General features: G+C 54.3%; 16 protein-coding genes. 1 reads left to right on the top strand and 15 read right to left on the bottom strand.

The window, feature by feature from the left end:
• Nucleotides 1-5: 5 nt before the first annotated feature.
• The 4 genes from NM686_RS21060 to NM686_RS21045 form a co-directional block, all read right to left on the bottom strand.
• Complete coding sequence (locus tag NM686_RS21060) at nt 6-3164, bottom strand: efflux RND transporter permease subunit (RefSeq protein WP_255189768.1); 3159 nt, start codon at nt 3162-3164, stop codon at nt 6-8.
• Nucleotides 3165-3176: 12 nt separating this feature from the next.
• Nucleotides 3177-4292 carry an efflux RND transporter periplasmic adaptor subunit gene (locus NM686_RS21055; protein WP_255189767.1) on the bottom strand — a complete coding sequence of 372 codons (1116 nt, stop codon included), beginning with the start codon at nt 4290-4292 and terminating at the stop codon, nt 3177-3179.
• A gap of 285 nt (nt 4293-4577) precedes the next feature.
• Nucleotides 4578-5957, bottom strand: coding sequence for a sensor histidine kinase (locus NM686_RS21050; RefSeq protein ID WP_269023017.1), 1380 nt, complete (start codon nt 5955-5957; stop codon nt 4578-4580).
• Nucleotides 5950-6624 (bottom strand): response regulator, encoded by a 675-nt coding sequence (locus tag NM686_RS21045; RefSeq protein WP_255189765.1) that lies wholly within the window; start codon nt 6622-6624, stop codon nt 5950-5952. The genes NM686_RS21050 and NM686_RS21045 overlap by 8 nt, the downstream gene beginning before the upstream one ends.
• Before the next feature lie 227 nt (nt 6625-6851).
• On the opposite strand from NM686_RS21045, the gene NM686_RS21040 reads away from it, so the two are divergent.
• Nucleotides 6852-8150 carry a hemolysin family protein gene (locus NM686_RS21040; protein WP_255189764.1) on the top strand — a complete coding sequence of 433 codons (1299 nt, stop codon included), beginning with the start codon at nt 6852-6854 and terminating at the stop codon, nt 8148-8150.
• Nucleotides 8151-8906: 756 nt separating this feature from the next.
• On the opposite strand, the gene NM686_RS21035 is transcribed toward NM686_RS21040, so the two are convergent.
• The 11 genes from NM686_RS21035 to NM686_RS20985 form a co-directional block, all read right to left on the bottom strand.
• On the bottom strand, nt 8907-10346 hold the full coding sequence (locus NM686_RS21035) for a TolC family protein (protein ID WP_255189763.1): 1440 nt from the start codon (nt 10344-10346) through the stop codon (nt 8907-8909).
• Nucleotides 10347-10352: 6 nt separating this feature from the next.
• A complete protein-coding gene (locus tag NM686_RS21030; RefSeq protein WP_407942392.1) occupies nt 10353-13511 on the bottom strand; it encodes an efflux RND transporter permease subunit in 3159 nt (1052 codons plus the stop codon).
• 15 nt (nt 13512-13526) lie between these two features.
• Entirely contained in the window at nt 13527-14639 is a 1113-nt protein-coding gene (locus NM686_RS21025) for an efflux RND transporter periplasmic adaptor subunit (RefSeq protein WP_255189761.1), read from the bottom strand.
• 419 nt (nt 14640-15058) lie between these two features.
• Nucleotides 15059-16876 carry a VWA domain-containing protein gene (locus tag NM686_RS21020; RefSeq protein WP_255189760.1) on the bottom strand — a complete coding sequence of 606 codons (1818 nt, stop codon included), beginning with the start codon at nt 16874-16876 and terminating at the stop codon, nt 15059-15061.
• A complete protein-coding gene (locus tag NM686_RS21015; RefSeq protein ID WP_255189759.1) occupies nt 16876-17862 on the bottom strand; it encodes a vWA domain-containing protein in 987 nt (328 codons plus the stop codon). Before NM686_RS21015 ends, NM686_RS21020 begins: the two co-directional genes overlap by 1 nt.
• Nucleotides 17859-18323: a DUF4381 domain-containing protein gene (locus tag NM686_RS21010; RefSeq protein WP_255189758.1), complete on the bottom strand. Its 465-nt coding sequence runs from the start codon at nt 18321-18323 to the stop codon at nt 17859-17861. Before NM686_RS21010 ends, NM686_RS21015 begins: the two co-directional genes overlap by 4 nt.
• A gap of 8 nt (nt 18324-18331) precedes the next feature.
• On the bottom strand, nt 18332-22765 hold the full coding sequence (locus NM686_RS21005; RefSeq protein ID WP_255189757.1) for an EAL domain-containing protein: 4434 nt from the start codon (nt 22763-22765) through the stop codon (nt 18332-18334).
• 37 nt (nt 22766-22802) lie between these two features.
• A complete protein-coding gene (locus NM686_RS21000; RefSeq protein ID WP_456238241.1) occupies nt 22803-23837 on the bottom strand; it encodes a DUF58 domain-containing protein in 1035 nt (344 codons plus the stop codon).
• Nucleotides 23834-24181 carry a CreA family protein gene (locus NM686_RS20995; protein ID WP_456238240.1) on the bottom strand — a complete coding sequence of 116 codons (348 nt, stop codon included), beginning with the start codon at nt 24179-24181 and terminating at the stop codon, nt 23834-23836. Before NM686_RS20995 ends, NM686_RS21000 begins: the two co-directional genes overlap by 4 nt.
• Before the next feature lie 44 nt (nt 24182-24225).
• On the bottom strand, nt 24226-25212 hold the full coding sequence (locus NM686_RS20990) for an AAA family ATPase (RefSeq protein ID WP_255189756.1): 987 nt from the start codon (nt 25210-25212) through the stop codon (nt 24226-24228).
• Between the two features lie 33 nt (nt 25213-25245).
• On the bottom strand, nt 25246-25953 hold the full coding sequence (locus NM686_RS20985; RefSeq protein ID WP_255189755.1) for an LOG family protein: 708 nt from the start codon (nt 25951-25953) through the stop codon (nt 25246-25248).

The following is a 25953-nucleotide window of genomic DNA, read 5'->3' as shown; positions in this document are numbered from 1 at the left end:
AGCAATCAGAATGTCTCGGTGAATGGCGCTTTTTCGGTTTGATCCTTGCGCCGATGTTTGTCGGCGATGCCGGCAAACACCACATATAAGCCCGGAATGACGATGACGCCGAAGACGGTACCAAATATCATGCCGCCGGCTGCCGCCGAACCCAGGGTGTTGTTGCCGATTTCGCCGGCGCCCGAGGCGAACATCAACGGAATCAAACCGGCGACAAAGGCGAACGAGGTCATCAAGATGGGACGTAAACGCAAAACGGCGCCTTCGATGGCGGCTTCAAACGGGGATTTGCCTTGTTTGTGTTTCAAGGCGGCGAATTCGATGATCAAAATGGCGTTTTTGCCCAGAATACCGATCAACATGATCATGGCGATCTGGGCGTAGATATTGTTTTCCAGTCCCATCAGCAACAAAAAGCATAAGGCGCCGAAGATGCCGATCGGCAAGGATAGGATCACCGGCAAGGGCAACAGGAAGCTCTCGTATTGGGCGGCCAGCAGCAGGTAGACAAACAACAGGCAAATCAGAAAAATATAAATGGCCTGATGGCCGGCATTGGCCTCATCGCGCGAAGAACCCGCCCAGTCATAACCAAAGCCTTTGGGCAATTTTTGCGCCGCCACCTGTTTGATGGCTTCAATGGCCTGACCGCTACTATAACCTTCGGCCGGCTGGCCGTTGATCATGGCCGAGGTGTACATGTTATAGCGGGTCACTTGCTCGGGGCCATAGACTTTGTCCACGCGCAAAAAAGCCGAAAACGGCACCATGTGCCCTTCTTTGTTCTTGATGTAGAGTTTCAGCAAATCATCCGGGTGTGCGCGGTATTCCGGCAAGGCTTGCACCATGACCCGGTACATCTGGCCGAAGCGGATGAAATTGGTGGCGTATTCGCTACCGATCAAGGTTTGCAAGGTGCTCATGGCGTTTTCGGTGGTCACGCCTTTTTGTGCGGCCTTATCGATATCGACATGCAATAGAAATTGGGGAAATCGCGTATTGAATGTCGTGAACGCGTTACTGATTTCCGGGCGCTTGTTGAGTTCTTCGACAAAGGCGTCGGCTACGTTCTGCAAATTTTCCAGACTGCCGCCGGTCTTATCCAATAAGCGCATTTCAAAACCACTGGAGTTACCGAAACCCGGCACCGGCGGCGGCGTAAAAAACTCGATGCTGCCGTCTTTGATATGTTGAGTCTTCTCTTCCAGCAGTTTGATGACCTCTCTATCGGATACGCTTCTGTCCTGCCAGTCCTTCAAGCTGATCAGATTCATGCCATAAACCGCCCCGGTTCCGTCCGAAAGCACGCTGAATCCGGCCAAACTGGATACCGACTCCACCGCATCCATATCCGACGCAATGCGCTGGACTTCATCCACCACTTTTTCGGTGCGTTCCAGCGTGGCGCCGGACGGCGTAGTGATATTGGCGTAAATAGTGCCTTGATCTTCTTGCGGAATAAAGCCGGAAGGCACCCGGTTGCCGATCAAACCCGCGCCGAACGAGAACCCGAGTAAAATTCCAAAGGTAATGAGTCTGCGATTGGCGATCAGCCTGATCAGGGTTTGATAACGCCCGGCCAGGCCGTTATACCAGTGATTGAAACCCGCGAAGAATTTTTGCAGGCCGGTTCTTTGCTGCGTTTCGTGGTGATGCATGGCTTTCAGAAAAAAAGCACAAAGAGCTGGGGTCAGTGTCAAGGCGGTGATACCCGAAAGCACGATGGCACACGCCATGGTTAACGAAAATTGCCGGAAAAAAATGCCAGCCGCCCCTTCCATGAAAGAAACCGGCAAAAACACCGCCGACATTACTAAGGTGATTGCGACAATGGCACCGCTGATTTCCCGCATGGCTTGCTCGGTGGCCCGTTTCGGGCCGATATTGCCTTGTTCCAATTTGGCATGCACCGCTTCAATCACGACGATGGAGTCGTCTATGACGATACCGATCGCCAGCACCAGTGCAAACAAGGTGATCAAATTCAACGAAAATCCCATCACATGCATGAAGAAAAAGGTGCCTATCAGCGAAACGGGCACGGTGACGACGGGAATCAGCGTGGACCGCAGGTCCTGCAGAAAAACAAACACTACCAAGGCCACCAACGCAAAGGCTTCGAGCAAGGTTTTGACGACTTCGTGAATGGAGGCATCCAAAAATTTGGACACATCGTAACTCAGGCTATAGTCCATGCCGGGTGGAAACGAATCGGCCTTTATCTGTTCCATGGTAGCCTTGATGTTGGCGATGACTTCCTTGGCATTGCTGCCGGGCCGCTGTTTCAGCATGATGGCTGCCGAGGGCTGACCGTTTTCCTTGGAAAGCACATCGTAATCTTGCGAATCGAAAGCGACTTCGGCGACATCTCTTAATCTCAAAATATCGCCCTCGCGAGTCCCGCTCAAGACGATGTTTTCATAGTCTTCGACGGTATTGTATTTGCCGGAATATTTCAAAATGTACTGCATGGATTGCGCATCCCGTCCGGAGCTTTCGCCTATCTTGCCGGGCGCGGCTTCCACGTTGTAGGCTCTCAATTGCTCGATCACCTCGGTCGGGGAAATGTTGTACATCAGCAATTTTTCAGGTTTTAGCCAAACCCGCATCGCATATTCCCTGGCGCCCATGATGTCGGCAAAGCCCACGCCCTCGATGCGTTTCAATTCCCTCAGTACATTGATATCGGTAAAGTTGTAAAGAAACTTTTCATCCAAAGTCGGATCGTTGCTGAGAATATTGATGTACAGCAGCATGCTGTTTTGGACTTTCTCGACGATGACCCCGGCTTTGATCGCTTCTTCGGGCAGTTCGTCCAACACCGACGCTACCCGGTTTTGCACGTTGACCGACGCCACTTCGGGATCGACCCCCGCTTTGAAGATAATCTGAATGACGCTGACGCCGTCGTTGCCGGAAACCGAAGACATATAGGCCATACCCGGCACGCCGTTGATGGCGCGTTCCAGCGGCGTGACCACGGCTTTGACGCACGCCTCGGCATTGGCGCCGATAAACTTAGTGGTGACGGTGACCTCCGGCGGCGCAATGTCCGGAAACTGCGTGACGGAAAGTCGGGTGACCGACAACAAACCAATCAAAATGGTCAGAATGGCCATGACGATGGAAAGTACCGGGCGATGGATGAATCTAGTCGTTATCATGGTATGGCTTGCTTATTCTTGATCGCTGGAAGAAGACATTCCCGTTGCTGAATCAAGCGGAACAGGGTTTATTTTGCTGCCATCTTTGGCGCTTTCGACGCCTTCGAACACAATTCTTTCGTTCGGGGATAAACCGGATTCCACCGTGTAAAAATCGGTCAATTGCATGCGAGGAATGATATTGCGTTGCTTTAAGGTGTCGTCCTTGTCGACGACAAACACATAAAGTTTGTCTTGAATTTCAAACGTGGATTTTTGCGGAATGATCAACGCATTTTTCAGCACTTTATCGATGATGACTTTGCCGTTTGCCCCATGCTTCAAAATCGCATCGGGATTAGGGAATCGCGCCCTGAAAGCGATATTGCCGGTTTCTTTATCGAATTCGCTTTCTATGGTTTCTATTTTGCCGATATGTGGATAAAGTTCATTGTTGGCGAGTTTGAGCTGGACGGTTTTGGCGTCTTTTTCCGGACTATTGATGTAATTCAGGTAATCGATTTCAGATAAATGGAAATAGGCGAATATCTCGCGATTGTCCGAAATGGAGGTCAGCATGTCGCCTTCCTCCACCAAACTACCCATCTTATGCGGAATACGGTTGATGATGCCGTCGTAAGGTGCTTTGATTTGGGCAAAGGAAAGTTGTAATGCAACCTGCTCTTTATGCGCGACCGCCTCTTCGGCTTTGGCTTTTAATGCGTTGGTTTTGGCTTGCAACACCTCTAGTTCTGGCTTGGAAACGATGTTTTTGTCCACCAGGTGTTTCACGTTATTCAACTCGACTTCGGCGGCTTTCAGATCGGCCAGTGACGCTTTGTAATCGGCCTCGGCTTTTTGCAATTCCTTTTCGAATTCGGAAAAACTCAAAGTAAACAATAACTGTCCCTTGTTGACGGTCTGCCCTTCGTCGACATGGTTTTTCTCTATGAAGCCCTTGATTTTGCTCCTGACCTCGACATACCTGACCGATTGAATCTCGGCCACGTATTCACTGGTGTACGGGGTATCTTTGATTAGCGGTGTAGTAACCTGAAACCTTTCTGGCTTTTTGTCGATTTCTTGTTCCTGGCTACATGCCACGGTCGCCAAGCACGAAGCAATCAGTAATAGTTGGCTAATTTTCATGTTGAGTGGTTTTGCCGATTGGCGTTCGTTTGGAGGCGTAAGTCTTCAAGAGCCCTTTAAGCGGTTGACGACGAATGTTCAATGGATTCGTCCGGATTTTTGTGGTGCGCGCAACCCGACACCAACAGGAGGCCGAGTATTAGCAGGATGGGATAAAGCAAGGGGGGGTAGAGATGACGCGCAGGCATGACACTCGATTATCAACGACAGAGATCGAGATTTTAGTTAGCCAACCTTACATAAACCTTTCAATTGCTGAATCAATGACATTAAAGAGCTGCAAAATTATTGTCCGACAAAGACGATTGCGATCCGCGTCCCCTTTTGATTGGATGACTCGTTGCCGATTTTGACTCGCGCCGCATGCAGATCGGCAATTTCCTTGACGATGGCCAAACCCAGTCCGCAGCCATCGCCGGGACTGCCGGGAATCCTATAAAAGCGTTCGAAAATCTTGTCTTGTTCGCTGAGCGGAATCCCGGAGCCATCATCTTCCACGATCAATGAAATATCAGAAGAGCACTCGAGTTTGACGCCGATATGTCCGCCCGCTCTGCCATAGTTGATGGCGTTGTCCAGCAGATTACCTAGCAATTCACGCAGCAGAATGTCATCTCCATCAATCTGGACGGCGACATCGGGCGCATCGAATTCCAATTCGATTTTGCGTTCTAGCGCCTTGGGCACCCAATCCATGCAACATTCGCGTACCAATCGGGTCAAGTCGATTAAGCGAAACTCCGGCAGGCTATGCGAGATCGTTTCCGAGCGTGCAAGTACCAATAGTTGCGTGTTTAAGTGGGCGACACGATTAGCCGAATTCTGAATATGCGATAGCGCCAACCGCATGGTTTCCGGGTTGTCGGCGCCGAGCGCTCTCTCTGCCTGAATTTTTAAACCGGCCAACGGCGTCCTGAGTTGATGCGCCGCGTTTTCGATGAAGCGTTGTTGCGTAATCAGTGTTGACCCCAGTCTTTGCAATAAACCATTGATCGTATGGGTTAATGAGCGTACTTCCAACGGAACGCCGGTATCGGGAATAGGATCGAGGTCTTTGGCCGAACGGTTGGCAATCGTCCTCGCCAAGTCATGGAGTGGACTTAAACCTCGATTGACACCGGTCCAAATGTGAAAGCCGGTAATCAAAACCAGAAAAATTTGCGGCAGAATCACGGCCATCAGCATTTCGCTCATCATATCGCGCCGCTTATTGACGGTTTCGGCCACTGACACCAAGACTTGCTCGGCACTGGACTCGGGAATGGTCAGTACCGACACCACCCGAACCGCTTGATCGTCGATTTCACTGTTAAAAAAATACGGTCTATCCTTTTTTAATTCAGAGATAGCAGGACTGGGAAGGCTGTCATCCCCTGCCATGAATCCAAGGTTTTCCGATTCCACCTTATAAAAAGTTTCGTCCATGTCGTCCCAACGGAACACTTCCGTGGCGACCGGGGGCAATTCGAAGGTAACGTGATCATCCTTAACCTTAACCTCTTGTACCAAGGATTTAGCCGAATCCAGCAACCAACGATCATAAGCCTGGTCGGTAAAATACATGGCGACATAATAAGAGGTGACCGCATCCAGTATCACGACAACCAATAAGGGCAATGTCAGCCTTCCTATTAACTGCGCCCTCAGGCTTTTGGACTTATGCATCATGACTATGCTCCAACAGATAGCCGAGTCCGCGTACGGTTCGAATGTTAATGTTCAAGGGCTCCAGGCGTTTGCGTAGCCGATGCACGTAAACCTCGATGGCATTGTCTGCCAGTTCTTCCGAATGCACGGCCAGGCGCTGAGCGATACTATCCTTGCTGACCACGCGCCCACTATGCAGCAACAAGGCTTCCAATACCCCATATTCTCGCGGCGGTAATCCCAAAGCGTGGCCATCGATCGAGATTTGCTGATCGCGGGTGTTCAGTGTCAAGCGGCCGAAGCGGAGGTCATGGTCGAAACCGCCTAGACTGCGGCGCAATAAGGCTCTGACTCGAGCCTCCAACTCTCGTAGTTCGAAAGGCTTGCTCATATAGTCGTCGGCGCCTAGCTCGAGGCCACCGATCCTATCGTTGAGCCCATCGCGCGCCGTCAGTATCAATACCGGTATCGCTGATTTTCGCCCGCGTAATTGTCGCAATACCTCGCGTCCGTCCATGTCGGGCAACCCGAGATCCAGAATGACCATGTCGTAGGGTTGCGTTGCCAAGGCGCTGTCGGCATAGCTACCCGTTTCTGCCAAGGTGACATCGAATCCCCAGTCGCTTAGACTGCGGGACAAGCCATCGCCTAGAACGGCATCATCTTCGACCAATAGAATTCTCATTGAAATATGTTTTGTGTTGAAAGGTTATACCGTATGAACCATCAAGAGTTCTGAAGTTTGATGGCTATTTTACTGTGCGGCAAATCGACAACTATTGCATTACTCGAAAAATGGCAAGTGATACCATGCATGATCAGGCGTGATCCAGATCATTGAAACTCTTGGAATCTCGATTGCTCAGATTATCCCCCACATTGAATTTTATTTTGGCGAAGAGCGGTTATTGCATGTCTTTTGAACTTGGCTTGATTTTATTGTTGATTGCCCTGAACGGCGTATTTGCGATGTCGGAAATGGCCGTCGTCTCGTCCCGCAAGGTTCGCTTGCAACAAATGGGCGAACGCGGCAACCATGGCGCGTCCAAGGCATTGGAGCTCGCGGAGCAACCCACCCGCTTTCTTTCGACGATACAGGTGGGAATTACCTCGATCGGCATTCTCAGCGGCGCCTTGGGCGAAGAAGCCATTGCCGAACCGTTAATACCCTGGCTGCAGTCATTCCCGTTTTTCGCCGCTTACGCTGAAAAACTGGCCTTGGTGGCGACGGTGCTATCGATCACCTTTTTATCCCTGATTGTTGGTGAATTGGTGCCTAAGCGCCTGGCGCTGAATTTTCCGGAACGCATCGCCGCGCTGATTGCGCGCCCCATGCACGGCTTGTCCTTGCTGGCCTTACCCATAGTGAAACTGCTGAGTTTGGCGACGGAAGTCACGTTATGGCTGCTGCGCATCAAGCCGAAAAACGAACCGTCGATGACCGAGGAAGAAATCAAGTTGCTGCTGGCGCAAGGCACCGAGGAAGGCGTGCTCGAAGAGGCCGAATTCCGTTTCATGGAGAATATCCTGAGGCTCGATAAGCGCAACGTGGCTTCCATCATGACCTGGCGTCAGGACATCGTCTGGCTCGATCTGCGCAAGCCGTTCCAGGAAAACCGCCAATTGATCGTCGAAAATTCGCACGGCATCTTACCGCTTTGTTCCGGCGGGCTGGAAACGGTGGTTGGTTTTATCAAGGTCAAGGATATTCTCGACCGGGTACTGATGGGCGACCAACCCAATCTAAACCAGATCATGGTCAAGGCATTGTACGTGCCCGATTCCATAAGCCTGATGGGCTTGCTCGAGCAATTCAAGCAATCCCACTTGCACACAGCCCTGGTCGCCGATGAGTATGGCGAAATCAATGGCTTGGTGACCTTGGGTGACGTATTGGAAGCGATTGTAGGTACGTTGGCGACCAGTCCGCTAGAAGACAGGCCGGAAATCTTGCAGCGCGAGGATGGTTCCTGGCTGGTGGATGGCATGGTCGACATTCACCAATTCCAGAAACAATTCGACCTGGATGAGCTATCCGAAACAGCCGATGTCCGTTTCAATACGGTTGGCGGTTTCATATTGTTGCACCTTGGCTATGTGCCCAAAGCCACCGATCATTTTGAATTCCGCGGCTTGAGGTTCGAAGTCGTCGATATGGATGGAAATCGTGTGGACAAGGTGCTTATTTCCAAAAGCGAAGGTGAAAACTGATCGGCCTCAATATGAGCGCAAGTAATCGGATTGCCCGCCGCCGTTCTTCAAAGAGCAACCACCGCATGAGCCAAAAAGCTCGCGAGTATCCTCGTGCTTATTTTTATGGCTTTTCAAAGCCGTTTACTCCCTTCTTACTCTGAAGGTAGCAAAAGTGGGGGTGCAGTTGCTTGTTGGACAGGCGTCGGCGGCAAGGATGCCGCCGTCGAGCCTATATGGATGTATTCACGGCGGCCTGTCCGGCAAGCAACCTTACCCCGAAGGCTATTTTCATTTGCCGGGGCGATGCCCAGCCTTCATGAGCGTTACTAAATAATCGTTCAAGTTTATTTGGTGGGGGATATGCCTATCGAGGAACACCGTGAACCCGTCCATGGGGCTTGGCGGCAGCTGTTGCCCGACTCCGATTCGCCAGGCATACCCCACAGATTGCCATTCCAGGACGTTTTCTCGCTTAAAAGGGAGTAAATTGAATTACAGGGTCATCATTCCACTTTGCCGCACAGACAGTATCAGAGCTGGTTAAGACCTTGTTATCCTTAATCCAATGTCCATAGTGTCCATAGTGAATAACGATACTGTGCGCGGTTAGGCCATAATTTCGGAAAATCAAACCATCGTAGTACGATGCGGGCTTTCAACCAGGAGGCCTTTTTGTTCGGGAATGGGCGCTTCACTTACGGCTCGATCCGCTCTGGCCTTGACGAACAGGGCGATGTCAAGTTGTCATCCCACGCAGGCAAATTTTGCGCATATTTATCTCCAGCCGCCGCCCAAGGCTTTATAGAGGCTGATTCTGGCGATACGCTGTTGCTTGGTGACATCGATCAACTCCCGATTGGACTGCAACGCGCTTTGCTGGGCAATCAGCACCTCCAGATAGGTTGCCCTGGCGGCCTTGTACAGCTCGTTGGAGACATCGACCGACTGCTTCAAGGCGTCGCTCTGTTGTTTTTTCAATGTGCTGGTTTCCCGCAGATTCTTGATGTTGCTGAGTTGATTGGCGACTTCGACATAGGCGTTCAAAATGGTTTTTTGATAGTTGTACATCGCGCTCAATTGGTTGGCCTTGGCGGTATTGAACTGCGCTTCGAGGGCCTTCATGTTGATGATGGGCGCGATCATCTGACCAAAAACCGAATAGGCAATCGAGGCTGGCGTCGTGAACAAGAACTCCGGATTGAAGGCCTGAAAGCCAAAGGTCGCCGAGATGTTCACATTCGGATAAAAAGCCGCCTTGGCCGCTTTCAAATCGAATTGGCTGGCTTCGATTTGCAGTTCCGCCGCACGCACGTCCGGACGGTTTTCCAGCAACTGCGACGGCACGCCCGCCGACAGTTCATGAGATTTCTCGGAAAAAAAGATCTGTGTTGATCGCTCGATCGGTTGTGGGTAACGGCCCAATAGGTAATTGATCTGATTTTCGGTTTCGGCGATTTTTTGCAGGGTGTTTTTTTCCGAGACTTGGGTATTCAACAATTCCGCCTGAAATTGCTGCACCGCCAATTCATTGGCCCGGCCTGCTTCTTTTTGCAGTTTGATGACGTCCAGGGCTTCCTGCTCCTTGGCGATGGTGCGTCTGATGATCTCCAGTTCATGGTCCAGTGCCAGCAATTCGCTGTAATAAACCGCGACGTCGGCCACCAGATTGGAAATCACCAAATTGGCGGCATCGATGCTGGACAGATAGGTCGCGGCGGCCGAGTTGCGCTGGCTTTTCAATTTGCCCCAGACATCGATTTCCCAGGACGATTGCAGGCCGACGAACATATCGGTCAGATGTTCCGGCACAATCTGGCCGGGCGTGATTTCGGTAGACGCGTTACCGGCCCCATCCATCGTGTAGAGGCCAAACTTTTGCACGCCGCCGCCGATGTTCAAATTCACCTTAGGCAACATCGCGGCATTGGCCAGTTTGACGCTGGCCCTGGACGTTTCGATGCGTTGCAGGGCGATCTGCAGATCGTGGTTATTGGCGACCGCCTTATCGATCAGCGCCAGCAGGTTGGGATCGGCGAAATACTCGCGCCAGTCGATCTGGGTGACCGGGGCATTTTCTGGTTTATCCTGGTGATCGCGAAAACTGGCCGGCATCGGCAGGTCGGGTATGGCTAAATCGGTGTTCAGATTGCCGCAACCGCCGCCGACCAGGGCCAGCAACGAGAAAGTTAATGGATAGTAATATCTGGGTTTCATGGGTGATTAAAGGGTCTCGGTGAAAGGGGCTTCTTCTTTTTGGCCTTTGCGATGATGTTTGTCGGCGATGCCGGCAAAGGTCACATACAAGCCCGGAATGACGATGACGCCGAATATCGTGCCGAATATCATGCCGCCGGCCGCGGCCGAACCTATCGTGTTATTGCCGATCTCGCCGGCGCCGGAAGCAAACATCAACGGCAGCAGGCCGGCCACGAAGGCGAACGAGGTCATCAGAATCGGCCGTAGCCTCAACACGCCGCCTTCGATGGCGGCTGCGAACGGCGACATGCCTTCCTTATGTTTCAAGGCGGCGAACTCGATGATCAGAATCGCGTTCTTGCCGAGAATGCCGATCAGCATGACCATGGCGATTTGCGCGTAAATGTTGTTTTCCAGTCCCATCAGCAACAAAAAGCCCAAGGCGCCGAACACGCCGATCGGCAGCGACAGAATCACCGCGAACGGCAACAGAAAGCTCTCGTATTGCGCGGCGAGCAGCAAATAGACGAAGGTCAGGCAAATCAAAAAGATGAAAATCGCCTGATGGCCGGCATTGGCCTGATCCCGCGATGAGCCGGCCCAATCGTAACCAAAACCCTTCGGCAAATTTTCGGCCGCGACTTCCTTGATGGCCGCAATCGCCTGCCCGCTGCTGTAACCCTGTGCCGGCTGGCCGTTGACCATCGCCGAAGGGTACATGTTGTAGCGGGTCACCTGTTCCGGGCCGTAGACTTTTTCCACGGTCAGAAACGACGAAAAGGGCACCATCTTGCCGGCGTCGTTTTTCAGGTACAGTTCCATCAGGTCTTCGGGCTGGGCGCGGTATTCCGGCAAGGTCTGCACCATGACCTTGTACATCTGGCCGAAGCGGATGAAGTTGGTGGCGTATTCGCTGCCGATCAGGGTTTGCAGCGTGCTCATCGCATTGTCGGCGGTGACGCCTTTTTGCGCGGCCTTGTCGCCGTCGATATGCAACACAAACTGCGGAAAGCTGACATTGAACGTGGTGAAGGCGTTGGTAATCTCCGGTCGTTTGTTCAGCTCCTCGACAAAGTCGTCAGCCACTTTTTGCAAACGGGCAAGATCATCGGAGCCGGTTTTGTCCAGCAAGCGCATTTCAAAACCGCTGGAATTACCGTAGCCCGGCACCGGCGGCGGCGTGAAGAATTCCACGGTGGCGTCCTTGATATGCCGGGTTTTTTCTTCCAGCGCGCGAATGATGTCCTTGTCGGAGGCTTCGCGTTCTTCCCAGTTTTTCAGGTTGATCAGATTCATGCCGTACACGGACCCCGTACCGTCGGACAGAATGCTGAAGCCGGCCAGACTGGAAACCGAAGCAACCTCGTCCAGGCTCGAGGCGATGCGCTGCACCTCGTTGGAGACTTTTTCGGTGCGCTCCAGCGTGGCGCCGGACGGTGTGGTGATGTTGGCGTAAATGGTGCCCTGATCTTCCTCGGGAATGAAGCCCGTCGGCACGGAGCGGCCTATCAGACCGGCGCCGACCGAGAAGCCCAGCAATATCGCAAAGGTCACCACGTTGCGATTACCAATTGCGGCGATGATGGTCTTATAGCGCTCGGCCAGACCGTCGTACCAGCGGTTGAAGCCGGCAAACAATTTTTGCAGCCGGGTTGGCGTGTGGTGGCTATCGCCATGTAGGTTCTGCAAAAACATCGCGCACAAGGCCGGCGTCAGCGTCAATGCGGTGACGCCCGACAGCACGATGGCGATCGCCATCGTCAGCGAAAACTGCCGGTAAAATACCCCTTCCGGGCCCTCCATGAACGCCACCGGAATGAATACCGCCGACATCACCAGTGTGATCGCGATGATCGCGCCGCTGATTTCGCGCATCGCATGCTCGGTGGCGCGTCGCGGCCCCATGTGCGAATGCTCCATCTTGGCGTGCACCGCCTCGACCACGACGATGGCGTTATCGACCACGATACCGATGGCCAGCACCAGCGCGAACAGCGTGATCAGGTTCAGCGAAAAACCCAGCAATTGCATGAAGAAAAAGGTGCCGATCAGCGACACTGGCACCGCGATGATAGGAATCAGCGTCGAGCGCCAGTCCTGCAGGAATACGAACACCACCAGAGCCACCAATACGAAGGCCTCGACCAAGGTTTTCAGTACCTCGTGTATCGACGCATCCAGGAACAGCGATACGTCGTAACTGACGGTATAGTCCATGCCGGGCGGAAAACTGTTGACCCTGATCTCCGCCATGGTTTTCTTGATGTTTTCTATGACTTCCTTGGCGTTGCTGCCGGGGCGCTGCTTCAACAAAATCGCCGCCGACGGCTGGCCGTTTTCCTTGGACAGGACGTTGTAATCCTTGGAATCGAATTCGATGTCGGCCACGTCCTTCAAGCGCACGATTTCGCCATCCTCACCGCTGTTCAATACGATGTTTTCATAGCCTTCCCGGGTGTTGTACTTGCCGGTATAACGCAACACGTATTGCAGCGATTGCGCTTCCTTGCCCGAGCTTTCGCCGATCTTGCCGGGCGCCGCCTCGACGTTTTGCGCCCGCAGTTTTTCGACGATTTCAGTGGCCGACAGGTTGTACATCAGCAATTTGTCGGGTTTCAGCCAGACCCGCATCGCGTATTCCCGAGACCCCAGGATTTCGGCAAAGCCGACGCCTTCTATACGTTTGAGTTCTTTCAGGACATTGATGTCGGTGAAGTTGAACAGGAATTTTTCGTCAACCGTCGGATCGGCGCTCAAGATGTTGATATAGAGCAGCATCGCGTTTTGCACTTTCTCGACGATGACGCCGGCCTTAATGGCTTCCTCCGGTAATTCGTCCACGACCGCGGACACCCGGTTCTGCACGTTGACCGCCGCCACGTCGGGGTCGGTGCCGGGCTTGAACACGATGCTGATCAAGCCGCTGCCGTCGTTACCGGCCACCGAAGACATGTAGCTCATGCCCGGCACGCCATTGATGGCCCGTTCCAGCGGCGTGATGACCGCCTTGACCACGACTTCGGCATTGGCGCCGGTGAATTTGGTCGTGACGGTGACCTCGGGCGGCGCAATGTCCGGAAACTGGGTGACGGGCAGCTGGATCAAGGCCAGCAAGCCCATCAGGGTGATCAGCACCGATATGACGATGGACAATACCGGGCGATGAATGAATTTGACTGTCATCATGATGTCACCCGCCTAATGCTGAGGCTCAGCAGGCACGGCTGCGGCCAAGTCGATGGGGACGGGCTCGATTTTGGCGCCGTCTTTCGCATTTTCGACGCCTTCGAAGACGATTCTGTCGTTTTTCGTCAAGCCGGATTCGACCGCGTAAAAATCGGTAAAGCGCATTTTCGGCACGATTTTGCGTTGGCGGAGCATGTTGTCCTTATCGACCACGAAGACATAAAGCTGGTCCTGAATTTCGAAGGTCGATTTTTGCGGAATGATCAGCGCGTTTTTCAGTATTTTGTTGATGACGATCTTGCCGTTGGCGCCGTGTTTCAAAATGGCCTCGGGATTCGGGAATCTGGCACGGAACGCGATATTGCCGGTTTCCCGGTCAAATTCGCTTTCGATGGTTTCTATTTTGCCTTTATGCGGATAAAGGTCGTTGTTGGCCAGTTTCAGCACAACGGTTTTTGTTTCCTTTTCCTCGTTGCCGATGTAATTCAGGTAATCGATTTCAGATAAATGGAAATAGGCGAATATCTCGCGATTGTCCGAAATGGAGGTCAGCATGTCGCCTTCCTCGATCAGACTGCCCATTTTGTGCGGAATACGGTTGATGATGCCGTCGTAGGGCGCCTTGATCTGCGCGAAAGACAGATGCAAGGCCACCTGTTCCTTGTGCGCGACTGCTTCCTCAACCTTGGCTTTCAAGGCATTGGCCTTGGCCTGCAATACATCCAGTTCCGGTTTGGAAACGATGTTTTTCTCCACCAGGTGTTTCACGTTATTCAACTCGACTTCGGCGGCTTTCAGATCGGCCAGTGACGCTTTGTAATCGGCCTCGGCTTTTTGCAATTCCTTTTCGAATTCGGAAAAGCTCAAGGAAAACAACAACTGGCCTTTTTGGACGGCCTGGCCTTCGTCAACATAGTTTTTTTCGATGAAGCCCTTGATTTTGCTCCTGACCTCGACATAGCGGACCGACTGGATTTCGGCGACATACTCGCTGGTGTAGCTGGTGTCCTTTACCAGAGGATTGATGACCTGATAGGTTTCGGGTTTGTTTTCGACGGGTTTTTCCGGTGAACATGCCAGTGCGGTCAAACACAAGGCAAAAAATACAATTCGGCTAATTTTCATGGTTGAATCTCAACGACATGGGGTTGGGGAACTCTCGCGAGTTGAATGGGCTGGCTGCATTCTAATGACGGCAGCAAGTCCACGAAAAGCACGAAAGAAATCATTGCGTTATGAATATTATCAATTCACCTGTTCGGTACTGCTCTTTGAGGTGATAACGGTTTGAAACTTTTCGTGATTCCTTCATCCCTGCTCAGGACAGGTTTCGTGTGTTTCGTGGACAAAATGATTTTTTCGGGATCATCCCAATAGCCTGGAGGGTTGAAATAACCGTCGCCCTGCGTAAACGGGCGAGGCGAAGTCCAATAACCAATCCATCGCAGACTTTATGGGTAGGTCGCGTTGATGGATTGAGGTGGACGGATTAAAACAGCCTCAAAGCAACGGGATGATTGCCTTACAGAGAAGCGGCCAGTTGTTTACCAAGCTGGGCCGTCGTGGGGGGGCGGGCTGCGTTGGCCGTATTGATATTTGAATTTGCGCTTCAGCAAGCCGGTCGGTTCGTCCGGAATGCGCTTCAATGCGTTATCGTTGGCGCGCTGGGCCTCTTCCTGCTCGGCATTATTGGGCGTTGGCGGCTCTTTTTGCCGGCTTTGTTCGGGTTTAGGGTTATTCGACGAACGGCGGGCATCGTCGGGTTTATCGCTTTGTTGTTCCGGTTGCTGCCGTTTGTCCTCGTTTGGCTGAGGGTTTGTTTGTTTGGCGTCGGATTGGGCGTTTTCCTGTGCTTTCTCCGGTCCTTGGTCTTGCGGTTGATCGCCTGAACTCGACTGCCGATCCTGCGATTGCTGACTATCTGTTGAATCAGGTTGTTGATTCTGCGATTTTTGTTGCTGGTCTTGAGATGACTGATCCTGTTTTTGTGGTTGCTTTTGCTGCTGTAACTGTTTATCCACCAGTTCTTTGTTGAACTTTGCATCGGCATGCTGGGGATCGAGTTTCAGCGCTTGTTGATAGGCTTGCAGGGCTTCTTGCAGCTGTCCGGCTTTGGCCAGGGCGTTGCCACGGTTGTAATGGCCGTCGGCGGTCTGGGTGTCTTTCAGGGTTTCGGCGGCTTGTTGGTACTGGCCGGCCTTGTATTGAGCGGCGGCGCGCCATTCGGGATTGTTGAATTGTTCGGCGGCCTGGTCGTAATGTTGTTCAGCAAAAGCCTGCTGCGCGCGTTGATCGGCTGTTTGCCACAGGCTTTGCCAATCCAGCGCCAAGGCGTCTTGCGGCATGGCCCATGACAATAGGCACAACAAGGCAAACTGCAACAGGCCTTTGCGAAAGCGTAGCGCGGCCCATGGCAGTACCAGCAACAGCAGCCAGGGGCCTTTTTCATCCCATTGTTGCAGCAACAAATCAGTTTGCGCGCTGTTTTCGCGGTTTACGGCGTCATTGAACAAAGCACCCAGGCGTTCGATGTCGTCATCGTCCGCGGTCACGGTTTGAAAGAGCCCGTGGCCAGCCGCTGCCAACTGGCTCAGTTGATCGAGGTCGAGTTTGGCCACGACGATGTTGCCGGCAGCGTCTTTCAGGAAACCGCCGCCCGGTTGGGGAATCGGCGCGCCTTCCGGCGTGCCCGTGCCCAGCACGGATAATTTGTAATCACCCAGCATGCGCTCGGCCTGCGTTACGCTATTCGCATCGGCGCCGTCGGTCACCAGCAAAATATGGCCCTGCGCCAGGCCGGCTTGCCGCAATAAATCCACGGCCTTTTCCAGCGCAATCCGGGTGTTGCTGCCGGAGCTGGGCATGATGTCGGTGGTCAGGGCTTCCAGCTGGCTGTTGATGGTGGCGGTATCGGTGGTCAGCGGCGTCACGGTAAAGGCGTCGCCGCTATACACCAGCAAGGCGGTCTGGCCGTCCTTGCGCTGCTTCAGAATGTCGGCGATCTTGTAGCGGGCGCGGCTGATGCGGCTGGGCTTGATGTCGGTGGCATTCATCGATTCCGACAAATCCAGTGCGACGACCAGGGCGGAATCGTTGCGAAATGCGGGGCCGGGCAGGCGTTCCCAGGTCGGGCCCGCCAATGCCAGAATGCATGACAAGGTAGCCAGCACCGCGAGCAACCCGCCGCCGGGGCGGGTTTGCGGCGGTTGTTCCAGTAAAATATACGGTAACAATTCCGCGTCGCAGACGCGGGTCCAATCGCCGCGCTGAAATTTATTTTTGCGGAGTAAATACAGCAGGATAGCGGCCGGCAGCAGGGCCAGCAGCCACCAGGGTCTTAGAAAGTGAAAATCGGCCAGCATCAAAACCACCTCAATCGGTAGCCTACCAGCATGGCCGCCAAAATCAAAGCCATGGCCAGCGGCCAGGGATAGAGCTCGGCTTTGGGGCGGAAAAACTGCTTGTCCTTCTCCACGGGTTCCAATTCATCGAGAATGGCGTAAATCTGATTCAGCTCCTCGGTGTTGCGGGCGCGGAAATAACGGCCGCCGGTCGTATCGGCAATGGCTTGCAGGGTTTTTTCGTCCAGATCGACGGAAGGGTTGACGCGGCGGGTGCCGAACAGGCTGCGCACCAGCATTTCATCGGCGCCGATGCCGATGGTGTAGATTTTCAAATGTTGTTCGGCGGCGATCTCGGCGGCTTTCAACGGTGTCAATTCGCCGGCGGTATTGGCGCCGTCTGTCAATAAAATCAACACCTTGCTGTCCGATTTTTCGGCTTGCAAGCGTTTGACGGCCAGTCCAATCGCATCGCCGATCGAGGTTTGCGGCTCGTCCTCGGTAATGCCGATAAAGGCCTCGTTGAGCAGGGTTTGCACGGTCCTGCGGTCGAAGGTCAAGGGTACGTGCAGATAGGCACGGGTGCCGAACAAAATCAGGCCGATACGGTCGCCGACCCGGCGCAAAACGAAATCGCTGACCACGAATTTGGTGGCGGTCAACCTGTCGTAACGCTTGTCGTCGATGACGAAATCCTTTTCTTCCATGCTGCCGGATACATCCACGGCCAGCATCAAGTCGCGGCCGCTGACCGCCAACTCCAGCGGTTCGCCCAGCCATTGCGGCCGGGTGCAGGCGATCAGCAAAAAAATCCAGGCCAGCGCCGCGATTCGCAGCGGCCAACGCTTGCCCGTGCTGGCCTGCATCGGGGCGTTGCCGGGCAAATCATCCAAAAACGGCACGATCAGCGCGGCCTGCTCGACTTGTGGTTTGGCGGGCAACAGCCAGCGCAACAGCAACGGCAGGGGCATTAAAAAGGCCAGCCAGGGCCATTCAAAGACGATCATGCTTTTTTGTCCTGCTGCTTCAGCCAGCGTTCGCACAGCGCAAACAACGCGGTCAGATCCAGCTCTTCGCCAATGCCGGGGCGATAATGCGCATCCGCCAGGCAGCGCCCCGTGCCTTGGCTGAACGGGCGGTCCGGCATTGCGCGATCCAGATATTCCAGCCAGGCCTGACCATGCAAACCCGCTACGTCGCCGCTTTGGTCGATGCTGATGGCCGTGCGCCGCAACAAGGCGGACAGTTCGGTCAGTGTTTGTAATTGGTCGGCGTGGTTTGAGCGTAGGCTTTTCAGCAGTGCTTGCGCGCTTTTCAACGCGGTTTTTTGCGTCAAGCGTTTGTAAAGGTAACGCAGTCCCGCGATCAGCAGGACCAGTACGATGGGTAAAAGCCACCAGCCGGGTGCCGGCGGCCACCAGTCGATGGATTCTGGGAGATGTATGTCTCTTAAGGGTAAGGGTTCCATGCTTTCGATCAAGCGTAGTTTGCCAGGCAATCATCCAGGCTTTGCCAAATCCTTTCCAATTCGACAAAGCCGGCCCGGGCGGCTTGCGCTTCGCCAGCCCAAAATTGACTCATCAGTATATTGCCTTTTTGCAATAGTTCACCATGCAGGCCGCCAAGTTTCTGTAACCACTGCTCATTATACAGATCTTGCTGTTGGGCTTGTTTCAGCCAGCGGCCGAAATGGCTTTTGCCGGGTAGCATGATGGGCCAGTACGCCATGCCGTTTTGTTGACTGTTCAGGCATAGATGGACGCGCTGCAGCCACTGCTTCAGATCGATCCGGCGAATCGAAATGTGGATTTGTTGTGCCGACAGTTTTTGGCTGGCATAGGATTGCCAGTCAGGGTAAGGCTGATAATGGGCCGTCCACTCGGCTATCTCCGCGGCGGGCATGGGTTTTGCGATAGCGTAACCCTGAGCCAAATGACAATCCATCAATAACAGCATCACGCCTTGCTCAGGCGTTTCGACGCCTTCGGCGATGACTTCGTGGCGGAAGGCCTGGCTCAGGCCGATGACGCTTTCGACGATGGCGTAATCGTCCGGGTCGTCCAGCATGTCGCGGACGAAACCTTTGTCGATCTTGACCGCGTTGACGGGCAAATGGCGCAAATGCGCCAGCGACGAGTAACCGGTACCGAAATCATCCAGCGCCGTGGTAACGCCCAGGCCGTCCCGGCAGGCGCTGACGATGCGATTGACGGCCGACAGATCGTCCAGCGCGGTACTTTCCAGAATTTCCAGTTGCAGGTAATGCGACCTGATCCCGGGATTCCGCGCCAAGGTGGCTTCCAGATGCTCGGTGAATGCCGACCATAGCAAATGATAGGCGGAGATATTGACGCTGACTTCCAGAGGGATGCCTTGCCTGTGCCAGTCGGCCAGTTGTTGCCAAGCTTGTTCGATGACCCAGTTGCCGATCTCGATCTCCAGTTCGTGGGAAGCGATGGCCGGTAAAAACTCGGCTGGCGGCAGCATGCCCCGCTGTGGATGCCGCCAGCGAATCAAGGCTTCCACACCGGCTACCTGGCCAGTTTTCAGATTGACCTTGGGTTGGTAATACAGGCAAAACTGATGGTCGGCAAAGGCTTGGGCGATGTCGTTCAATTGGCGGTGATGTTCTATCACCAACTGATCCTGGCTGGCATCGAATAAGTGATAACGGTTTTTGCCGGACAGCTTGGCCTGATACATGGCGTGATCGGCATGGCGCAGCAGCGTGTCCGGATCGGCATCGTCGAGCGGATAAATCGTGATGCCGCTACTGACGCCGATGCTGACACTGTGTTCGTCGATGGCATAGGGTTCGATGACGGCTTGATGGATACGGCTCAAGGTTTGCGTGCATTCGTCGATCGAATGCAAATCGCCCATCAGGAGCGCAAACTCGTCGCCGCCATGGCGAGACACGGTGTCCTCCTCGCGTAAGGTGGCGCGCAGGCGCTTGGAAACTTCGACCAAGACCTTGTCGCCCGCATCGTGTCCAAGCTGGTCGTTGACCGGTTTGAAACCGTCCAAATCCAGGAAACAAATGGCTAACAGGCATTTGTCCCGCTTGCTGTGGGCGATGGCTTGCAGCAGCCTGTCGGCGAACAGCGTGCGGTTGGGCAGCTGGGTCAAGGGATCGTAATGCGCCAACAGTTCCAGCATGTGTTGCTGTTGCTTGAACGGCGTGATGTCGGAGAACAGGCCGATGTAATTGATCACTTGGCCTTGTTCATTGCACAGCGCCGACATCGTCAACAATTCGGCATACAGTTCGCCATTCTTTTTCCGGTTCCAGACTTCGCCGCGCCAATGCCGCTGACTGATCAGGGTATGCCACATGTCGCGGTAAAAATCCACGCTGTGCCTGCCCGACTGCAGGATGCGAGGATTTTTGCCGAGCACGTCTTCGCGGGCGTAGCCCGTTATCTCGCAGAAGGTCGGATTGACGTCGATGATGTTGGCGTCCGCATCGGTAATCAGGATGCCTTCGTGCGCTTCGCCGAATACCCGCGCGGCCAGTTTGAGATCGTCCTCGACCTTTTTACGGTCGCTGATGTCGGTGGAGATGCCGACCAACGCATAAATTTCGCCCTGTTCGTTATACAGCGGTAATTTGGTCGACCAGTAGGTTGCCGGCTTGCCGGTTTTCTGCAACAGGTTGGTTTCTTCGATTTTCAGGGTTTCGCCGTTTATCAGGACACGATTATCGTGTTCGCGAATCCTGGCGACCGATTCCGCATCGAAGAAGCTTTCATCGCCAAAGCCCAGGATTTCGGCTTCGTTGGCATGCCATAGCTCATGGACGGCGCGGTTTGCGTACAAATAACGTCCCTGTTTGTCTTTCAGATAGACACAGGCGCTAACGTTGTTCAGGATGTTGCTGAGTTTTTGCTCGTTTTCGCGCAAGGCGCTTTCCATGTGCTTGCGTGCGCTGATGTCGCGTGTCAGGCCCAACAGGGCGACGATCTCGCCGTCGCTGTTGCGCAGCGGCACGGCTTGCGTGTCGAGCCAGCGATGCACGCCCTTCAGGCTCTGAATTTCAAATTCCAGCGAGACCGATTGGCCGGCAAAGACCCGGCGAATGCTGTCCTTGAAGGCTTGGCGATACTGCGGCAAGACGAGTCGAGCCAGGGACACGTCTTTGACTTGTTCGACGGAGTCAGCGTCCAGCATGGCCAGGCCCGCGGCATTCATCTCCAGCAGCGTGCCGTCGTGCGCCACCAGTTTTACGCATTCCGGCTGAGACTGAATCAAGGTGCGCAGTTTCAATTCAGAGGCCTTTAAATCGCTGGCAATGCTTTCGAGTTCGGCGTTGGCGGCCTCGAGTTCGGCATTGCGGACATTCACCAGGGCTTCGGCCTGGGCGGTGCGGCCGGTAATCGTCAACAGCAGGATGGACAGCAAGCTGGCGAAGCTAAGACCGCCGACCAGCGTCATCCAAGGCAGAATCGAGCCATATTCGAGTAAAAAGCGCTTGCCGGCGACGATATGGAGTTGCCAGGTGCGATCGCAAAACGCAAGATCGTGCCGCCAGCTCCGGATGCCGTAATCATGAGCCGTCGGCATTTCTAGCGGTTGCGAAAATAATATGCCTTGTTCTACTGCCATGCCCAAATCGCGCAGCGTTATGCCAAACAGCCGGTTGTCGAAACCTTGCAAGGCGTTTTGCATCATGCGCGCGGGCAGCAATACGGCCGATACGAATCCCGCCAAATCGTGTGCCGTTTCGTCGTCCGATTTGATCAATACGGCTTGCGAAACCAGTACCGCCATGTCGTGGTCGTCACGTTGAACCAGTCGTATGCCTTCCGAGGCGCTGGGTTTTCGGCTGCGGTAAGCGTATTCTTTCGAAAGCCGGCTGCTTGGATTGGCGATGGAATCCAAACCTAAGGCCAGTTCATTGCCGGTCATCGGCTCGATGTACAGAATCGGAAAATATTCGTCGCGTTGCGCTACCGCGCGTAACACGCCGTTCACGGCGCGTTCCCGGACGGCAAAATCGGGATAGCCCTCATCCCGGATTTTGCGTTCGAAAACCTGCAAGTCTTTTGCGGTTACCCTGGGCATCCACTCCAAGGCTTGAATTTCCGGGTGCCTGTCGAGCAAGCCGCGTGCAAACAACGAAAATTCCTGGCGATCGATGCTGTCCGAGGCTTGATACAAGTCGCTGAGGGTTTGCGTGCTATCCGCCACATTGCCGGCGGCTTCCATCAACAAGCGCTCGATGGCCGAAGCCTGGTTGTCGAACACCAGCTGCAATCTGGCTCGTTCGGCGCGGAATACAAACTCGAAAGTCGTTGTCAGTGCCAATAAAGCGAGCAGCAGCGGTAGCGCCACGCGCAACCGCCGTGGATGCCAGAGCCGGCTAGGCCTGGCGAACAGGCAAAAGACCAAAGGCGTGACCAATAGCGCGCCTAGCGTGTCGCCGAACCACCAGTTTCCCCACGACTTCAGCCATTCGGCAGGCGGCATCAGTCCCAGCAGGAACAAACTCGTCGTGCCGATACAGGGGGCGATCCAGCAGGACAAGGGACCCGTCAGCAGGAAAAATGTCAGGACCTGTCTGGGGTTGTCCAGTGGCGGAATGGCTGGATGAACGAATCTTCGACTGAGCCAGACGGCGACAAAAGCCTGTGCGGTGCTGCCCAATCCAATCAGGCCGGATGAAATGATAATGGAGAGGGATAGTTTTCCGCCGATACTGATGCCGACCAATACGTTATTGGCGAAGGATCCCAGCCAGATCGCCGGCCACAAACGTTTGCCGCCCAACAACAAGGCGGACAGCGAAAGACCGGCTGGCGGCCATATGGGGCTGGCGTAACCGGGGGGAACCGCCATTTTCAAGCCCAGCCAGCCGCCTAAAAAGATCAGGCAGCTAACGGCAATGAGACGGAAAATGAGCGAAGACATGGCTGGCTGCGTGGGCTAAGGATTAAAGCGACTCAAGTCATTGCTGACCGCGCGCAAGTACCGTCAAGGGTGATTGTTGCGTACTGCATGGCAGCCACTGTAACTTTAGCTTGTTACTGAGTCGCTGCAAATGAGCCTGCCGTTGCTGAAAACGCCGATGGTAGTGTTCCAGCTGTTGCTTGTTGGCGCTGTCGAAGATTACCTCGCGCAAGCGGTCGGTGAAACGGTAGCGGCCCGTGCTGGGCAATTGACTTTCCAGTGGGTCGTAGACCTGTATCAACACCACTTCGCAATGCCTTGCCAGCTGGGCGAGATGCTGCTCGGCACTGGCATCCAGGCCTCTAAAATCGCTGATGATATAAATCCGGCTGCCAGGGTGCGCATGATGTTGCAAGCGCGACAATGCCTGCTCCAAGCCCTTGTCGCGGTTATCGCCAAGTTTGGGCGCTACCAGTGCGTTAAAAAAACGCAGCAGCGCCGCTTTGCCGGTGCGCGGTTTCAATTCCATGCAGCCTTGATCGGTGAAAATTTGCCCGCCGATGCGGTCGCCCTGCTGCAGCGCGGCCCAGGCCAGCAACGCCGCCAGCTTGGCGGCTTGTACCGACTTGAATACGCCGCGGGTGGCAAAGTTCATGCTGGCGCGATAATCCACCGAGATGAATAGAGGGCGTTCCCGTTCTTCTTGAAAAATTTTGCTATGCGGCTTGCCGGTGCGGGCGGTAACCCGCCAATCCATGCGCCGCACATCATCGCCGGCTTGATACAGACGGGTTTCGGCAAAGGCCATGCCGCGGCCCTTGAAGCGGGACAGGTAGTTGCCGTTTTGCGATGCGCGGATGTGTTGCGGACGTAAACGCAGCATGGCGGCCGGTTTGGCCAGATCGACCAGGCTTTTCAAGCTGACGGCGATACGCTCGTCATCGGCAGTGACGACGGCGTTCATCGCTGATCGGTCGCCTTGCTCTCTCCCCAAGGCATCACGGGGACCGTGGAGATGCTGTTCATCGGTGCGCCTTCGATCAGCTTGCGGCTGATGGCCAAGTACACCAAGGTGTTGTGCACTTTGTCTCATAAGCGCATCACGCGGGTTTCCTTGAACAACAATGAGGTGCCTTCGGAAAACACTTCCTCATCCTCGGGCAATTCTTTGGGCAGTGTGATCGGGCCGGTCTGGCGGCAGGCCAGCGAAAACTGGGAGGGATCCTGGGCCACGCCCAGCGCGCCGGAAACGCCGCCAGTCTTGGCCTGACTGACATGACAGGTCACGCCGGGAATTTTCGGATCGGCAAAGGCTTCGACACAGACTTTATGGTTGGCGCCTATCAATTTCCACGCGGTGGTGACGCAGCCTACGGTTTCGGCGTGAGCCATGCCGGCGATAGCAATCAGCAATGCCAATAAAAAAACGTTTTTCATGCCGCTTCTCCGTATTGAAAAGATGAATAGTCCGCCTGCCGGGTTTACGGCACGGCAATGCGCGCCAACAGTTGCCGGATCACATCGTCGGTGCTGATGCCTTCGGCTTCGGCCGTATAGGACAAGATCAGGCGATGCCTCAACACGTCGTAGGCCATGTCTTGAATGTCGCCCGGATCGACGAAGTCGCGTTGATCCAGCCAGGCCTTGGCTCTTGCACAGCGATCCAGCGCGATGCTGGCGCGCGGGCTGGCGCCGTATTCTATCCAGTTGGCCAGGTCCTGGCCGTAGGCGGACGGCGTGCGGGTCGCCAGGATGATCTGTAGCAGATAGTGCTCCAAAGCCTCGGCCATATAAATATCCAGCACTTCGTTGCGGGCGGCAAACAGCGTTTGTTGGTCGATTTTCCGCACTTCGCTGCCTGCGGGCCGCAACTTGCCCCTGGCTTCGGCGCGCGCCAGATGCAGAATGCTTTGTTCGTGCGCGGCATTGGGGTAATCGATTTTGACGTGCAGTAAAAACCGGTCCAGTTGCGCCTCGGGCAAGGGATAGGTGCCCTCCTGCTCGATCGGGTTTTGCGTGGCCATGACCATGAACAAATCGGGCAAAGAGTAAGTGGCCTTGCCGACCGTGATTTGCCGCTCGGCCATGGCTTCCAGCAAGGCTGCCTGCACCTTGGCCGGCGCGCGATTGATCTCGTCCGCCAGAATCAGGTTATGAAACAACGGGCCTTTCTGAAATTCGAACGAGCCTTGTTGCGGCCGATAAATCTCGGTGCCGGTCAAATCGGCCGGCAATAAATCCGGCGTAAATTGTACCCGGTGAAAATCCGCTTCCATGGCTTGACTCAACACGTTGATGGCTCGGGTTTTTGCCAATCCCGGCGCGCCTTCCACCAGCAAATGACCGTCCGCCAGCAAGGCGATCAACATGCGTTCGACCAAAATATCCTGGCCGATGATCTGAGTGTTGATATGGGCTTTGAGTTGGTGCAGCGCGGTTTGCGCGGGCGTCAAATCGTTAGCAGTCATGAGTTATAACAGTCTCCGTTTCTATGCAGAACATTACGGCGTCGGATGACGCTGCAGATTTTTCCAATCCCGGTGGGCGGCCATGATGTCGACGACTTGTTGCGGATCATCGGTGACGGTGATCAGGCGCAGATCTTCCGGCGAAATCACGCTGTAATCGATCAGCTTGTTTTCCAGCCAATCCATCAAGCCGCTCCAGAAATCACTGCCGAACAATACCAGCGGCAAGGGGTAGATCTTGTGGGTTTGCATCAAGGTCAGCGCTTCGAAAAATTCGTCCAGCGTGCCAAAACCGCCCGGCATACAGACATAGCCCATCGAGTAGCGCACGAACATCACCTTGCGCACGAAGAAATAGCGAAAATTCAACGACAAGTTTTGATAGGGGTTGGGTTTTTGTTCCATCGGCAGTTCGATGTTCAAACCGATGGATGGCTGGTTTTGCGCGATGGCGCCCTTGTTGGCTGCTTCCATGACGCCTGGGCCGCCGCCGCTGATGATGGCGAAGCCTTCCTTGCTGAGCAGTTCGGCCAGTTCCACGGTTTTTTGATAATAGAAGCTGTCCGGCACCAGACGGGCCGAGCCGAAAATAGAAATCGCGTCGCAGAGGCCGGATAGTTCGTCAAAGCCTTCGGTAAATTCGCTGATGATGCGAAAAATTCGCCAGGATTGGTCGCCTTTCAGGTCATCGATGATGCTGGAAGTGGCCGAGGTTGTGGAGCGGTTTTTGATACAGGACAT

The organism is Methylomonas rapida, assembly GCF_024360925.2.
Classification (GTDB): Bacteria; Pseudomonadota; Gammaproteobacteria; order Methylococcales; family Methylomonadaceae; genus Methylomonas; species Methylomonas rapida.
This window is presented reverse-complemented; position numbering and strand designations above follow the sequence as displayed.

Bases quoted from the DNA above. Each gene is read 5' to 3' on its own strand.
- NM686_RS21010 (WP_255189758.1), bottom strand. From the start codon at position 18,323: ATGGAACCCTTACCCTTAAGAGACATACATCTCCCAGAATCCATCGAC.
- NM686_RS21000 (WP_456238241.1), bottom strand. From the start codon at position 23,837: ATGAGACAAAGTGCACAACACCTTGGTGTACTTGGCCATCAGCCGCAA.
- NM686_RS21045 (WP_255189765.1), bottom strand. From the start codon at position 6,624: ATGAGAATTCTATTGGTCGAAGATGATGCCGTTCTAGGCGATGGCTTG.
- NM686_RS21060 (WP_255189768.1), bottom strand. From the start codon at position 3,164: ATGATAACGACTAGATTCATCCATCGCCCGGTACTTTCCATCGTCATG.
- NM686_RS21055 (WP_255189767.1), bottom strand. From the start codon at position 4,292: ATGAAAATTAGCCAACTATTACTGATTGCTTCGTGCTTGGCGACCGTG.
- NM686_RS21025 (WP_255189761.1), bottom strand. From the start codon at position 14,639: ATGAAAATTAGCCGAATTGTATTTTTTGCCTTGTGTTTGACCGCACTG.
- NM686_RS21005 (WP_255189757.1), bottom strand. From the start codon at position 22,765: ATGTCTTCGCTCATTTTCCGTCTCATTGCCGTTAGCTGCCTGATCTTT.
- NM686_RS20990 (WP_255189756.1), bottom strand. From the start codon at position 25,212: ATGACTGCTAACGATTTGACGCCCGCGCAAACCGCGCTGCACCAACTC.
- NM686_RS21040 (WP_255189764.1), top strand. From the start codon at position 6,852: ATGTCTTTTGAACTTGGCTTGATTTTATTGTTGATTGCCCTGAACGGC.
- NM686_RS21035 (WP_255189763.1), bottom strand. From the start codon at position 10,346: ATGAAACCCAGATATTACTATCCATTAACTTTCTCGTTGCTGGCCCTG.
- NM686_RS21050 (WP_269023017.1), bottom strand. From the start codon at position 5,957: ATGCATAAGTCCAAAAGCCTGAGGGCGCAGTTAATAGGAAGGCTGACA.
- NM686_RS20995 (WP_456238240.1), bottom strand. From the start codon at position 24,181: ATGAAAAACGTTTTTTTATTGGCATTGCTGATTGCTATCGCCGGCATG.
- NM686_RS20985 (WP_255189755.1), bottom strand. From the start codon at position 25,953: ATGTCCTGTATCAAAAACCGCTCCACAACCTCGGCCACTTCCAGCATC.
- NM686_RS21015 (WP_255189759.1), bottom strand. From the start codon at position 17,862: ATGATCGTCTTTGAATGGCCCTGGCTGGCCTTTTTAATGCCCCTGCCG.
- NM686_RS21030 (WP_407942392.1), bottom strand. From the start codon at position 13,511: ATGACAGTCAAATTCATTCATCGCCCGGTATTGTCCATCGTCATATCG.
- NM686_RS21020 (WP_255189760.1), bottom strand. From the start codon at position 16,876: ATGCTGGCCGATTTTCACTTTCTAAGACCCTGGTGGCTGCTGGCCCTG.